Genomic DNA, 14,223 nt, shown 5'->3' on the forward strand with positions numbered 1-14,223 from the left:
CCAACCCGGTCAGGTGATGCGGCCGTACCGCGAGAAGACCCTGGCTCGTAGCTCCTCGTCCGATCGGGGCACCGGTTCCAGGAAGATCTCGTCGAGTTCGACGAACTCGGCACGCAGCTCGCCGTCGATCCGGACGCAGGCACGCTCCAGCTCGGCCACCGACAACGCGTCGTCGAAGTCCAGCCGCACGCAGAGCAGGACTCGATCGGCGCCCGTGCTCATGGTGAGCAGGTCCACCACCACGTCGATCTCCGGCACCTCGCGCAGCCGGGCCCGAATCCGGTCGATCAGCTTGCGAGAGGCCTGTTGGCCGATCAGCAGGTCGAGGTTGCTGCGGCCGAGGACGTAGGCGACGACGGCGAGCAGCACGCCGATGGCCAGGGAGGCCGAGGCGTCCCAGACGGCCGAACCGGTGAGCTGGTGCAGGCCGACGCCGAGGAACGCCAGCATCAGCCCGATCAACGCGGCGCTGTCCTCCAACAGCACCGTCTTGGCCGTCGGATCGTCGACGGACCGCAGGTAGTGGAAGAACGGCGTCCGCTCCTCCTCGGCCTCCGAACGGATCTGGCGCACGGCCCGCAGCCACGAGACGCTCTCCAGCACGAAGGCCAGCCCGAGCACCACATAGGCCACCTCGGGGCTCGTCTGCTCCCGGCCGTCCCCGGTGAGCGCGCGGATGCCCTCGGCGATCGCGAGCACGGAACCGGACGCGAAGATGCTGACCGCCGCCATCAGCGACCAGAAATAGCGTTCCTTGCCATACCCGAACGGGTGTCTGCGATCGGCGGGTCTGCGGGACCTGCGGAGGGCGGTCAGGAGCAGGATCTCGGTGATCGTGTCCGCGACCGAGTGGGCCGCCTCCGCGAAGAGCGCGGCCGATCCCGTGACCAGGCCCGCGAAGGCCTTGAGCACCGCGATCCCCGCATTCACGAGCAGAGCGATCACCACGGTCACGCCGCTGCCGCTCTCGGGTCGCGCCGGCTCCGCAGTCGTCATGCTCTCCCCCGCCTCGGCAGCCGTTCACTCACTCTCACGGTAAAACCGATCGGCTGATCTTGCCTTTCGACGCTCATCTGACATCGAGTTCAGACCGTAGTTTCGGCCAGGAGTTCGTCTGATCCATTGGAGGTGACGTCTCGATGGTCGAAACAGGTTCATATACGACATCAAACTCAGCCGGCGCATCCCTACCCCCCTCATCTGATCGGTTGCTGTATGTCGCGCTCATCGCCGGAAGTGCGGCGCTGGGCGGTTTCCTGTTCGGATTCGACACGGCGGTGATCAACAGCGCGATCACCGGAGTTCAGGATCGATTCTCGATCGGCGCGGGCGCGACCGGACTGATCGTGTCCTCGGCGCTGATCGGCTGCGCGGTCGGCGCGTGGTTCGCGGGTTCGCTGGCCGACCGGTTCGGTCGGGTCAGGACCATGCAGTTCGCGGCGCTGCTCTACGGCATCGGCGCGTTGGCGGCGGCGATGTCCTTCTCCGCCGTCGACCTGGTGTTCTGGCGGGTGACCTGCGGTCTGGGCATCGGGCTGGCCTCGGTCACCGGGCCCGCCTACATCGCGGAGATCTCGCCTGCGGCCTATCGCGGCAGGCTCGGTTCGCTGCAACAGCTCGGGATGGTCACCGGGATCGCCAGCGCTGCGCTGCTGAACTACGGGATCGTCGCCGTCGCGGGCGGAAGCGCGAATCCCCTCGGTCCGTTCGGCGCCTGGCAATGGATGCTGGGAATCGCCGTCGTCCCCGCCGCAATCTTCGGAATCCTCGTCTCGCGAATTCCGGAGTCACCACGCCATCTGGTGTCGAAGAATCGATTCACCCAGGCACGAGAGGTACTCGATCGGATAGAACCGGGCGCCGCCGAGGAACGATTGGGTGAGATTCGTCGTTCGCTCGAGCACGAGCCGAAGCCGAGGTTACGACACCTGTTCGGCGGCCGTCGAACCCTGCTGCCGATCGTGTGGGTGGGCATCGGCCTGTCCATGCTGCAGCAGTTCGTCGGCATCAACGTGATCTTCTACTACTCGGCCACGCTATGGCAGTCGGTAGGCATCGGCGAGGACGCGGCGCTGCTGAACAGTGTGGTCAGCGCCGTGGTGAACATCCTCGGCACCTTCCTGGCCATCGCTCTGATCGACCGGGTGGGTCGCAGGCCGATCCTGTTCGCAGGCTCGATCGGGATGTCGACCTCGTTGGGCATCGCCGCCTGGTGCTTCGGCTACTCCGAGGTCATCGACGGCGCCACGGTGCTTCCCGACCCGCAGGGCCAGATCGCGTTCATCGCCGCCAACGCGTTCGTGTTCTTCTTCGCGGCGTCGTGGGGTCCGCTGGTGTGGGTGCTGCTCGGCGAGATGTTCCCCAACCGAATCCGCGCCGCAGCGCTGTCGGTCGCCGCTGCCGCCCAGTGGATGTCCAACTGGGTGGTGTCGATGAGCTTCCCGAGTCTCTCGGAGTTCAGCCTGACCTTCGCCTACGGGTTGTACACGACCTTCGCACTGCTGTCGTTCTTCTTCGTGCTCAAGTTCGTGCCGGAGACGAAGGGCAAGACCTTGGAGGAGATGGGATGACGATCAGCGGGCGTACACCTGCCGAGCGATCTGGTCCTTGCGCATCCGGTACTCGCGCAGCGCCTCCGGGCTGTAGCCGCCGTCGGTGGGACGGGCGGGCGTCTCCGTGACGTCCTCCACCATCGTCCAGCCGCTGCCGAGGTCGATCAATGAGCGGTGCTTGGTGGCGTAGTAGTCCGGACTGACACTCACCGCGACGCCACTGGCACCCACCGCCGAGGCGATCAGGTGCGGGTGGAAGCGGCTGGAGATCCACGTCTGACCCGGCGCGGCAGGCAGGCCGGTGTCCATCAACTCGGACAGCGGGTAGAAGCGGGCATCGGGCAGCTCATGCTCGATCAGGGAGAACACCTCGCGGTCGACGCGCGGAATGCACTCCACCACGCCCAGCTGCGTCGAGTCGACGCCCCAGTCGCGCAGGGTGTCCAGCACGAAGCCCGCCAGACGCGGCACGCCGAGTTCCACCAGGTCGGACTGCATGCACACCATGACCTCGCGGACGTCGTCGTCCTGCCGGTAGAGCTGCGGGCCGAGGCCGAAGAACACGTCGTCACAGGTGTGGGTGACGGAGACGGTCTTGCTGAGCATGTCTGCCGACGGGGCGTCGCGGACGTCGACGACCTCGAATCGCTGGGCGAGTTCGCGCAGCAGGGGCTCGCAGTGGGCGGGCGCGGGGTAGAGGCCGATGCCGGTCATCGCCGCCCGCCCGCCGGAACGACGCACGGCGGCGACGGCGCCCGCGAGCAGTCCGACGTGGCGGGGCCAGATGCGGTTCACGTAGCCGCCGCCGATGATGTGCACGACGTCGGCGCGAGCGAGCAGCTCGACGCCCGCCACCCAGCGAGGGGCGATGCCGGGGAAGTCCACGCAACGCTGCGCGAAGTCGGCGACGCCCCACGGCTCGTCGGTCGGCGCCTCCCAGCACAACCGCCACAGCGTGTCGGTGAAGCGGACCCTCGGGTGCAGGTCGCCGAGCATCACCTGCGCCGGGCCCGGGCTCGGGCAGTCGAGCCACACCTCGGCGTCCGGGGCCGTCTGGGCGAGATGCCGCAGCCAGGTGGCCGCGATGATCTCGTCCCCGTAGTTCGGGAAGCCGGTGGTGCCGACCAGGTAGTAGAGCGGACGCCCGCTGTCGGTGCTCATCGGAATGGATTGTCGCAGTTGATCAACGGCCCGGATAGCGTCGTTCGGGTAACGACTCCGTAGCGAGGCCGTGTCGGTCGCGGCCTCGTTGGCAGGCCTGCGGCGTCCTGACGCAGGCGAGAGCCCGACGAGCGGCCAGGTGGACGACGCCGTGAACGCCGCGATCAGCGGCCCCGCCGGAGAACCGTCCGGCGTGTTCTCGCCAGCGGGCGTCACCGGGCAGGCCGCACGCGGTGCGCCTGTCCGGCCTGCGACGACCGCCGAGGGTGGCGCCTGCCGCGATGCTCGTCGATGACGTCGACCCGCCGCCGACCGAACAGGGCCGGGACCGAGCAGGCGGCGCTGTGTGCCGCAGCGGCCTCGGCCGGTGTGAACACCCGCTTCGTCGAGGTCCGTCACCAGGAGAGCGTCGTGCCGTGACCGGCCGGACAGGCCTGCGAGCCGATGCCCGCAGGCTCCCTCGGGATCGACTCGGCGGTCTCGTCGCCGTTCATCTCTTGCCGATGGTTACCAGCGGGTAATATAGTGTTGTTACCGACTGGTAGGGGATACGTCCGCTGCACACGGCACGACGCGGGGAGCACACGATGGGCCACTACAAGAGCAACCTCCGGGACCTGGAGTTCAACCTCTTCGAGGTCCTGGGCGTGCAGGAGAACCTCGGCACCGGACCCTTCGACCAGGCCGACGAGGAGACCGCCAGAGGCGTCCTCGCCGAGCTGGAGAAGCTCGCGTCCGGCCCGCTGGCGGAGTCCTTCGCCGAGGCCGACCGCGCGGGCACGACCTTCGACCCGGCGACGCACTCGGTCACCCTTCCCGAGCCCTTCAAGCGCGCGTATCAGGCGCTGTGGGACGGCGAGTGGTACCGCCTGAGCCTGCCGGTCGAACTCGGCGGCTACGGCATTCCCCCGACCGTGCAGTGGGCGGCCTCTGAGCTGATCCTCGGCTCCAACCCCGCCACCTACATGTACCTGGCTGGCCCGAACTTCGCGACGGTCATCTGGCGCGAGGGCACCGAGGAGCAGCGGAACTGGGCTCAGGTGATGATCGACAAGGGCTGGGGCGCCACCATGGTCCTCACCGAGCCCGACGCGGGCTCGGACGTGGGCGCGGGCCGCACCAAGGCCGTCCAGCAGGACGACGGCTCCTGGCACCTGGAGGGCGTCAAGCGCTTCATCACCTCCGGCGACCACGACCTGTCCGACAACATCATGCATCTGGTGCTGGCGCGGCCAGAGGGCCCCGGCATCGAGACGCGACCCGGCACCAAGGGCCTCAGCCTGTTCCTGGTGCCGAAGTTCCACTTCGACGGCGAGACCGGCGAACTCGGCGAGCGCAACGGCGCCTTCGTCACCGGCGTCGAGCACAAGATGGGGCTCAACGCCTCCGCCACCTGCGAGTTGACCTTCGGTCAGAACGGCACCCCGGCCAAGGGCTGGCTGCTCGGCGAGGTGCACAACGGCATCGCCCAGATGTTCCAGGTCATCGAGTACGCCCGGATGATGGTCGGCACCAAGGCGATCGGCACGCTCTCCACCGGCTACCTCAACGCGTTGGACTACGCCAAGGAGCGCGTGCAGGGCGCCGACCTGCCGCAGATGACCGACAAGAACGCACCGCGCGTGCCGATCACCCGGCACGCCGACGTCCGCAGGCTGCTCATGCTGCAGAAGGCCTACGCGGAGGGGATGCGCGGCCTCTACCTCTACACGGCGAGCTTCCAGGACCGAATCCTGGCCGGTAAGGCGGCGGGCGAGGACGTCTCGCTTCCCGAGCGGATCAACGACCTTCTGCTGCCGATCGTCAAGGGCGTCGGCTCCGAGCGGGCCTACGAGATGCTGACGCTCTCGCTGCAGACGCTCGGCGGCTCCGGCTATCTCCAGGACTACCCGATCGAGCAGTACATCCGGGACGCCAAGATCGACAGCCTCTACGAGGGCACCACGGCGATCCAGTCGATGGACTTCTTCTTCCGCAAGATCATCCGCGACAATGGCCAGGGCCTGCTGCACATTGCCACCGAGATCCAGTCCTTCCTCGCGACGGAGTCGGGCAACGGCAGGCTGAAAGAGGAGCGCGAGCTGCTCAAGCAGGCGCTGGAGGACTTCCAGGGCATGCTCGGGGCGATGGTCGGCTTCCTCACCTCCGCCCAGGAGGACCAGGCCAACATCCACAAGGTCGGGCAGAACACGGTCCGACTGCTGATGAGCGCGGGCGACCTGCTCATCGGCTGGACGCTGCTGCGGCAGTCGGAGATCGCCATGGCGGCGCTCGACGGCAGCCCCGGCGAGAAGGACCGGCTGTTCTACGAGGGCAAGGTCGGCGCAGCGCGATTCTTCGCCACGACGGTGCTGCCGGAGCTGGCCGCGCGCAGGCGCAGCCTGGAGGCGACGGACAACGCGCTGATGGATCTGCCCGAAGGGGCCTTCTGAGCCGGCCGATGGGCTTCGGCGAACCCTGCGGGTCGAGACGGCACTCTCGGTCATGACACCATCTGGTCACAGTGGGTCGACGGTGCAGGACGGCGCAAGGGGTCAGGGGTGGCGGCAGCAGGTGGACGACAGCCCGTGGCCGGGCCGCTGTCCGCCGCCGTCGCCAGTCTGTGTCATCGGCTCCAGCCCCAGGTGAGTCCGCGCACCGCCGCGGGTTTCCGCGAGGTGCTGCGCAGGCTGGACGCCCCGTTGCAGCTTGCGGTGGCGGGCCGGATCAAATCGGGCAAGTCGACGCTGGTCAACGCTTTGATCGGCCGCCGGGTCGCACCCACCGACGTCGGTGAGTGCACCCGGCTGGTCACCCGGTTCCAGTACGGGACCGTGGACCGGATCGAGGTGGTGTTCGCCGACGGCGGCAAACAGGTGCTGCCCTTCGACACCGACGGGATGATCCCGGCGTCGCTGGGCGTGGACATCGACAAGGTCTCCCACATCGAGGCCTTCCTCACCAACGCCGTGCTGCGTGACCTCACGGTCATCGACACCCCCGGCCTCGGATCGCTGGACGCCGCCTCGGTGAAGCGGACCGAGGAGTTGCTCGGCGCGGGCACGGCTCGACCGGACGGGGACGCGGGCTCAGCGGACGCCGAGCAGGCAGGCGCAGGCCGAGCGGACTCCTGGACGACACCCCGGGACGCCGCTGCCTCGAGCGGATCGGACCCGGCCGCCGACGAGCTTGATCCGGTGTCCCGGAATGCTGTGGCGGGCGCGGAGGCGGTGCTCTACGTGCTCACGCAGTCGGTCCGCGCCGATGACGAGCAGGCCCTCGCGGCCTTCACGGCGGCGACGGCGAGCCGGGAGGCCGGACCGGTGAACGCCATCGCCGTGCTGAACAAGGCCGACACCATCGAGCCGGATTCCGTGGCGGGCTCGGGCGGCGATCTCTGGCGGGCCGCCACGCTGCTCTCCGAACGGCAGGCAGGCAGCCTCAAGCCGAGGGTCGCCGACGTGCTCCCCGTCATCGGGCTGCTCGCGGAGACCTCGGAAGCGGGCGGCTTCACCTCCAGCGACGCCGACGCGCTGCGCAGGCTCGCCGATCTCGACGAGGCGACCCTGGAGACGATGCTGATCTCCGCCGACCTCTTCACCACCTGGGACTGCGAGGTGCCCGCCGCCGACCGGACCCGGCTGCTGGAACGGCTCGACCTCTACGGCATCCGCTGCGGCGTGCGTGCCGTCAGCCGCAAGCCCGACATCACCGCCGGAGCGCTGCGCCGGGAACTACTGGACTCCTCCGGACTGGCCGCCGTGCGCGGCAGGCTGGAAAGTGTGTTCCGGGCCCGCGCCGACGGCATCAAGGCCGCAGCGGCGATGGCGTCGGTGAGCGCGTTGGCCCATGCCTCCGGAGATCCGGGCGAGCGGCAACGGGTGCACGACGCCATCGAGGTGCTGCTCGCGAAGCCCGAGGCACACCAGCTCCGACTGTTGGAGGCGCTGACCCTGGTGGCGGCGGGTGCCGTGTCCATGCCGGAGGACCTCGCGGAGGAGGTGCTGCGGGTGGGCAGCACCAGCTCGGTCGGGGAGCAGCTCGGCATGGTGGGCAGGCCGCCGATGGAATGGGCCGCCTACGCGTTGGAGCGTGCGGGCTGGTGGCGGTCCTTCGCCTCGTTCGGCGCCACGCCTGCGCAGAGCCGGGTCGCCCATGTCGTCCATCGGGCCTACTTCCTGATCTGGCAGCAGCTTCGCGAGGGCACTCGCTGATCGGCTGCGGCGGGCCTGCCCGCCTCGGCCCGGCGAAACCCGGCACCTCGGCATAGTGGGCGGCCGCCTCGTGATACTCCTCGGACCTACCCTGGGACGGTCGCAGGTCGCCGTCAGCAGGGAGTCGGACCGCCGTGAGTGCCGCCAGACCGCTCTCGGTCGAGCACGCCGACACGTCGGTGCCGATCGGGCAGCGGCCGCCGGGGCAGGGGCAGGCGGGGGATTCGAGCGCGTCGGACGGCCGATCATCGGCCGGTGTTCTGCCTGCTGTCGGTCCCGGCGGCACGGCGTCGCCGACCGCCGCGAACCTCGGACCCGCCGCGAAATCACCGGGAACCGGCTCCGGCTCGCATCCGTCGAAGCCCGACGTGGGCTCTCATGCTGATCCTCCGGCCGCACCGGAGTCGTCCGCAGTGTCCGGCACCGATGCCGAACTGCTCGAACAGGCGCTCCGCGAGCGGCGAGAACTGATCCGGCTCTGTCTCTACGCGCTGGATCGTGCGCGCAGCGCAGGCGTCGCGGAGCGGCTGGAGGAGGGATTGGCCTCGGTCGGTGTCCGAGCGCTGCGCCCGGACGGCGAGCAGTTCGACCCCGCCCACCACGAGGCGGGCGGCGTCGTCGCCTCGGATGCACCCGCGCTGGCAGGCACGGTGGCCGAGACGGAGATCGTCGGCTTCGCCGATCGCGGAACGCCGCTACGCCCGCCCGTGGTGATCGTCTACACCCCGCGTGCCGAGCGATGACCGCGGAGAACGCCAAGAAGCTGCCGCTGCCGAAGCTGGTCCGGCAGACCAGGGAACGGCTCGTCGAGCTGCTCAAGGACATCGACTCCGAGTCGGCCGACTGGGTGGAGAAGGTCCGGGCCGGGAAGGTCGCCACGCCGTCGGTGGTCGTCGTCGGGGAGACCAATCGGGGCAAGAGTTCGCTGGTCAACGCATTGCTGAGCAGGCAGGACCTCTCTCCCGTCGACGCCGACGTCGCGACCGCCGCCTATCTGGCCTTCGGCCATGCCGAGCAGTGGTCCGCGCGGGCCTGCTACGGAGTCGGGGTCGAGCCCGTCGACATTTCGATGGAGTCGATCCCGTCCTGGGTCTCGGCGAATCACGAGCTGCCCGCAGGCGCCCTGCCGCCCCGCTACGTCGAGGTCGACGGCCCGATTCCGTTGTTGTCCAACCTCCGGGTGGTCGACACCCCCGGGGTCGGCGGGCTCAGCGAGGTGCACGGTGAACTGGCCGCGGAGGCCGCCGCCAACGCCACCGCCCTACTCTTCGTGGTGGACGCCTCGGCGCCGTTCACCCAAAGCGAGCTGGCCTTTCTCACCACCGTGTCCGATCGGGTCGAGACGGTCCTGTTCGCGCTGACCAAGACCGATCAGTATCGGGGCTGGCGGGAGATCCTGGAGGCGAACCGGGCACTGCTCTCCGAACATGCGCCGAGGTTCGCCGACACCGAGTTCCACCCGGTGTCGGCTCGGATGTTCCAACTCGCCGCGCAGGCGTCGAACGAGGGCGCGAGCGGGATGCTGCGCGAGCGCTCCGGCGTCGGACAGCTCGCCGAGTCGCTGTCGCAGCTGGTCGGCGGGCGGGCGAACATGCTCGGCGAGGCCAACACCATGCGGGCGCTGTCGAGCTCGCTCGACGCGCTGGTGGTCCGGCTGGAGGCCGAGCAGCGGGCGCTGACCGTCGGGGAGGACGAGGCCGAGGTGCTGCGCGCCCGGCGCGACGAGCTCGCAGGCGAGCGACGGGCGAACAACCGAGGCTGGCAGCTGCGGCTGCGCGGCGAGATCAACCGGGCGAGGGTCGAATGCGCCCACGAGGTCGGCAGGCAGGTGCGCGACCTCCAGTCCTGGTTCCGCAAGGCCATCGACATCGCGGGCAAGGAGAAGCTGGTCGAACTGCCGCACCATGTGGACGCCGCATTGCAGATGCTGTCCTCCCGGATCAGCGGCATGCTCAGCGATCGGCTGGCCAAGGTGGCGGACACCTCCCTGTCCGAGCTGTTCTCCGCCGAGGAGCTCGCGGTGCTGCGGAACCAGGTCGCCAGGGCGACTCGGCCGCCGGTCGTCGTCCGGCTCCCGGAGAAGCGGCCTGCGACCGCCGAGGACAAACTGCTCGTGTTCATGGGGCTCTCCGGCGGGCTGGGTGCAGGCAAGCTGGCCACCCTGCCGTTGGCGCCGTTGGCCATCGCCGCGCCGCTGCTCGCGGTGCCCGCGATCGTGCTGGGCCTCGGCGCGGGCTGGTGGATCGGCAAGACCAGGAAGCACACCGCGGACAAGCAGCATGTGAAGCAGTGGCTGACCGAGGCGATCGCCGAGTCGCGCTCGACCCTGGATCAGCTCATCTCCGAACAGCTCATCGAGGCGGAACTCCAGCTCTCGCTCGCGCTGGACGACGCGCTGGCGCGGCGGATCTCGGCGATCGAGGAGGAGCTGCGCGACGTGGAGAAGGCGCTGCGGATGGACGTCGCCGAGCGCAAGCGCGAGTTGCAGGCCACCCATCGCAGGCTCGCCGAGGTGACGGCGGGCCGTGATCGCGTGGAGGAGCTGCTGCGCCGCATCCGCGACGTCCGAGCGCGGGCCTGACTCCTCGCCCGGATATCCCGGCCGCGTTCCTGGCGGCTCCTCGATGCCGCGAGAGCGGTCGCACCGCAGGCCCGCGCCGCGCTCATGGCGGCGCGGCTGCGACGTGACCGATCTTCTGGTCTGCCCGGACGCCGCCACGCCATGCGACCGCCTTGAATCTCTTTACATCGTAAAGTAATCTCGCGACGCGGCTGCGCACCGTGGGAGCGGGCCGCCTTCCGGCAGGCCCTCGACTCCGCCCGTCGAGCGTCTCGATCCGACAGACCCGACGTCGGCGGACGTTCGGGCTGCCGCGCGATTGGTCTGGCTGTCGCCGTCGGGCCCGAGGGCTCGCGGCCGCCGAACGAGCGAGAGGACGTCCATGACAGAACTCCCGGTCCGATTCATCCAGGTCGTCGGCTGCCACCAGCCGACCCCGAGGACGATCCGGATCACCTTCGGCGGGTCGGACCTCGCGGACTTCGTCTTCGCTCCCGATCAGCAGGTGAAACTGTGCTTCCCCCGGGCGGGCGACTCCGCGCCACGCCTGCCCGCCCCCACTCCGGACGGCGATCCGCTGCCCTGGTACCAGGCCTACCTCGCGCTGCCGGAGCAGGAACGGCCCTGGATGCGCAGCTACACCGTCCGCGCACATCGCGCCGAGCAGGGCGTGATCGACGTCGACTTCGCCCTCCGTCCCGACGCGGGCCCGGCGACCCGGTGGGCACGGACCGCCCGCATCGGCGCGGTGATCGGCATGGTCGGCCCGTCGCCGCTCTTCGCCAGAGCCCGCCCGATCAGCGCGTCGATCGACGTCGACGGCCTACTCCTGCTCGTGGGCGACGAGTCGGCGCTGCCCGGCATCGGCACGATGATCGAGTCGCTGCCCGCGCAGACTCGCGCGCTGGCCTTGATCGAGGTCGCCGACCCCGCCGACGAGCAGCGGCTCGCGACTCGCGGCGAGGTGACCGTGCGGTGGCTGCACCGAGCGGAGACGCGGCCGGGGACCGGCGACCTCCTGCTTCCGGCGCTACGGGCGGCCGAGTTCGCACCCGAGCGGACGGTCGCCTGGCTGGCCGCCGAGGCCGCCACCGTGCGGAGGCTGCGCCGCCATCTGGTCGCCGACCGAGGCCTGTCAGGCCGATGTGTCGAGTTCGCGGGGTATTGGCGACTCGGCCGGACGCAGGATGACGCGCCCACGGCCGGGGATCTCGCCGACGCCCGGCAGCGAGCGGCCGACATGGCGACCGCCTGACCAGGGCGGTCGGGGTCCGATCACGCGATCGGCCGCCATCCGCCGAGTGTTGCCGCACCTCCTCCCTGTCTGGCTTCCGCCCGGCCCGCCTCAGCTCGACGGCTCGCGGTACTGCGCGAGGAAGGACTCCGACGGCGGAATGGGGGTGATGACGTCGATCAGGACGCCGTCGGGACCCTCGATGATGAAGTGGCGCTGGCCGAACTCCTCGCTGCGCAACGGCAGGACCGGCACCAGACCACCCCTGGTCACCAGTCGATCATGTTCGGCATCGACGTCGGTGACCTCGAAGTTGAGCAGCACGCCGCGCACGGGTTCGCGATGGCCCGCCGGAACGCTGCCATGGCGGGGATCGAGCATCGCCAACTCCTGGTGCGGCGATTCGATCCGGCGCAGGCTCACGTACCAGTCCGACTCGAAGGTGGTCTCGAAGCCGAGCCATCGGGTGTAGAAGGCGTGCGACGTCGGAATGTCGTGCGTGCAGACGACGGGATAGAAGCTGGTCAGGGCCACGAGACACGTCCTCTCAGATACATACCTTCGGTAGGTATGCCAGCGAAAACTAGTCACGTACCCTCGGTATGTCAAGGTGTTCCAAGGAAGGGCGGCGGCGATGAGCCCCGGAGGCAGCAAGGCCCGACAGCGGGCGGAGACCCGGAGAACACTGATCTCGATCAGCCGGGACCTGTTCGCCGAGCGGGGTTATCACGCCGTCGGGCTCGCCGAGATCGCCACGACCGCCTGCCTCACCAAGGGCGCGCTCTACCACCACTTCGGCAGCAAGACAGGTCTCTTCCACGCGGTGGTCGACGACGTCGCGCACGAGGTCTCCGCCGAGGTGGCCGCCGCCGCCGATGCCGCAGACACCCCGTGGGAGCAGCTTCTCGCAGGCTGTCAAGCCTTTCTGACCGCAGGCGCCGCGCCCGCCAGAGGACGCATCCTGCTCGTCGACGGGCCCGCCGTCCTCGGCTGGCACGACTGGCGGGCGCTGGACGAGGCGGCCTCCGGGGCCCATCTCGCCGAGGCCCTGACCGGCCTCGTCGAGCAGGGAGTCATCGAGGCGCAGCCCGTCGAACCGCTCACTCGGCTGCTCTCGGGCGCGATGAACGAGGCGGCGCTGTGGCTCGCGCGCTCGGACGACCCCGAGCGCGACCTCGTGGCGGTCGGCCGATCCCTGGACCGGCTGCTGAGCGCCCTGCGCGTCGGCGGCTGAGCCCGTCGGCTCGTCCAGGCGGCCGCCGCCTCCACGAACAACCCGGCGCTGGAACCGAGGTCGCACCCGTGTCTACCCTCGCACGCCGACGGCATCCGCAGCCGCCGTACCTGCGGCGACGAAAACGATCTGCCGACGGCGCGGAACCGACCGGCCTCCCGTCGAGTCCAACCCGAGAACGTCGACACAGTTCGCAGAGCCGAGCGGTTCGCGGAACCAGGATGAGGGGGACGTTGTGTACATCGAGGACGCGGACGGCTCGGCCGACACGACCGCGACGGCCGATACCGATCTGAAGGTCACCGTGGACGGCGAGGAGTACACCGCCGAGGCCAACTACGACATGAACGGCGACGGCATCAACGACTCGGTCGTCATCGAGTCGGACGAGGGGTATGCCGTCTTCTCCGATGTCGACGGCGACGGGGACGCCGATCTGCTCGTCAAGCTCGACGAGAACGGCGATGTCACGTCGGCCGCCGGTTACGACGAGGCGGCCGGTGACTGGGTGGGCACCGACGTCGAGGACGCGATCGGCGGATCGGGGACGGGCGTCCCCACCGACGGCCAGGACGACTACAGCAGGACCGGCGACGACGTCGACGTGACCGCAGACGGTGCGCCGATGATCGTCGAGACGCCGAGCGGGGGCGTCGAAGCAGGTCCGCCCACCGAGGACCTCGACGGCGACGGAGTGCTGGACACCGCAGTGGTCACCGGTGACGACGGCACGATCCTGGTGGTCAGCGACGTGGACGGCGACGGAGAGGCCGACATGATCGGCGAGTTCGGCGCGGACGGCCGGGTGGTCGTCTCCGAGCACGTCGGCGACGGCGAGTGGATCATCACCGAGTCGGGCAGGCTCGACGCCGAGGGCAACTTCGTCCCGGACGAAGGCTTCGACACCGACGGCGGGTCCGGCATCGACCTCGGCGGCGAGCCCGACGGGAGGGGCGGCTCGTTCTCCTCGGCGGCATCCGACGACGCCGCCTGGGCAGACGACGCCTGGGCCGACGACGATGACGACGACACCGGCGCCGCGGATCGGCGCTCCTACGACGTCTCCGCAATCTTCAGCCAACCCGCAGCGGACGCGGGCGCGGACGCCCAGGCGCAGTGGGGCTGACCCGCCACTGAACCGAAAGACCCCGTATCCCGTTTGCCGGGATACGGGGTCTTTCATATTTCTGCATTGTTTCCGACACGCGTGACCCACTGGAGTGCTGAATCGATAACCTGATCGGTCGTGTGAGCGATGTGACAACGTTCTCGTAGAGCAGTGTTGGTCA

11 protein-coding genes are annotated in these 14,223 nt (G+C 69.5%); 8 read left to right on the forward strand and 3 right to left on the reverse strand.

Annotated elements, in window-relative coordinates; all coding sequences use genetic code 11:
• Positions 1–9: 9 nt before the first annotated feature.
• Positions 10–996 carry a cation diffusion facilitator family transporter gene (locus UA74_RS29960; protein ID WP_075743157.1) on the reverse strand — a complete coding sequence of 329 codons (987 nt, stop codon included), beginning with the start codon at positions 994–996 and terminating at the stop codon, positions 10–12.
• 143 nt (positions 997–1,139) lie between these two features.
• Here UA74_RS29960 and UA74_RS29965 point away from each other — a divergent pair, with 143 nt between their 5' ends.
• Positions 1,140–2,570 carry a sugar porter family MFS transporter gene (locus UA74_RS29965; RefSeq protein ID WP_075743158.1) on the forward strand — a complete coding sequence of 477 codons (1,431 nt, stop codon included), beginning with the start codon at positions 1,140–1,142 and terminating at the stop codon, positions 2,568–2,570.
• Positions 2,571–2,573: 3 nt separating this feature from the next.
• Here UA74_RS29965 and UA74_RS29970 read toward each other — a convergent pair whose 3' ends face one another.
• On the reverse strand, positions 2,574–3,713 hold the full coding sequence (locus tag UA74_RS29970) for a polysaccharide pyruvyl transferase family protein (RefSeq protein ID WP_075743159.1): 1,140 nt from the start codon (positions 3,711–3,713) through the stop codon (positions 2,574–2,576).
• 587 nt (positions 3,714–4,300) lie between these two features.
• Between UA74_RS29970 and UA74_RS29980 the strand changes: the two genes are divergently transcribed.
• The 5 genes from UA74_RS29980 (at position 4,301) to UA74_RS30000 (ending at position 11,721) form a co-directional block, all read left to right on the forward strand.
• Entirely contained in the window at positions 4,301–6,145 is a 1,845-nt protein-coding gene (locus tag UA74_RS29980; protein ID WP_075743161.1) for an acyl-CoA dehydrogenase, read from the forward strand.
• Between the two features lie 108 nt (positions 6,146–6,253).
• Entirely contained in the window at positions 6,254–7,906 is a 1,653-nt protein-coding gene (locus UA74_RS29985; protein WP_075743162.1) for a dynamin family protein, read from the forward strand.
• 260 nt (positions 7,907–8,166) lie between these two features.
• Positions 8,167–8,649, forward strand: coding sequence for a nucleotide exchange factor GrpE (gene grpE, locus UA74_RS29990; RefSeq protein WP_157434691.1), 483 nt, complete (start codon positions 8,167–8,169; stop codon positions 8,647–8,649).
• Positions 8,646–10,487 (forward strand): dynamin family protein, encoded by a 1,842-nt coding sequence (locus UA74_RS29995; RefSeq protein WP_075743163.1) that lies wholly within the window; start codon positions 8,646–8,648, stop codon positions 10,485–10,487. Before grpE ends, UA74_RS29995 begins: the two co-directional genes overlap by 4 nt.
• Positions 10,488–10,848: 361 nt before the next feature.
• On the forward strand, positions 10,849–11,721 hold the full coding sequence (locus UA74_RS30000; RefSeq protein WP_075765878.1) for a siderophore-interacting protein: 873 nt from the start codon (positions 10,849–10,851) through the stop codon (positions 11,719–11,721).
• Positions 11,722–11,811: 90 nt separating this feature from the next.
• Here the strand turns inward: UA74_RS30000 and UA74_RS30005 are convergent, their stop codons facing one another.
• Entirely contained in the window at positions 11,812–12,234 is a 423-nt protein-coding gene (locus UA74_RS30005; RefSeq protein WP_075743165.1) for a VOC family protein, read from the reverse strand.
• 100 nt (positions 12,235–12,334) lie between these two features.
• Between UA74_RS30005 and UA74_RS30010 the strand changes: the two genes are divergently transcribed.
• Positions 12,335–12,934 (forward strand): TetR/AcrR family transcriptional regulator, encoded by a 600-nt coding sequence (locus UA74_RS30010; RefSeq protein ID WP_075765880.1) that lies wholly within the window; start codon positions 12,335–12,337, stop codon positions 12,932–12,934.
• A gap of 235 nt (positions 12,935–13,169) precedes the next feature.
• A complete protein-coding gene (locus UA74_RS30015; RefSeq protein WP_075743167.1) occupies positions 13,170–14,060 on the forward strand; it encodes a DUF6802 family protein in 891 nt (296 codons plus the stop codon).
• The last annotated feature ends 163 nt before the right edge of the window (positions 14,061–14,223 follow it).

This window comes from Actinoalloteichus fjordicus, from assembly GCF_001941625.1.
Classification (GTDB): Bacteria; Actinomycetota; Actinomycetes; order Mycobacteriales; family Pseudonocardiaceae; genus Actinoalloteichus_A; species Actinoalloteichus_A fjordicus.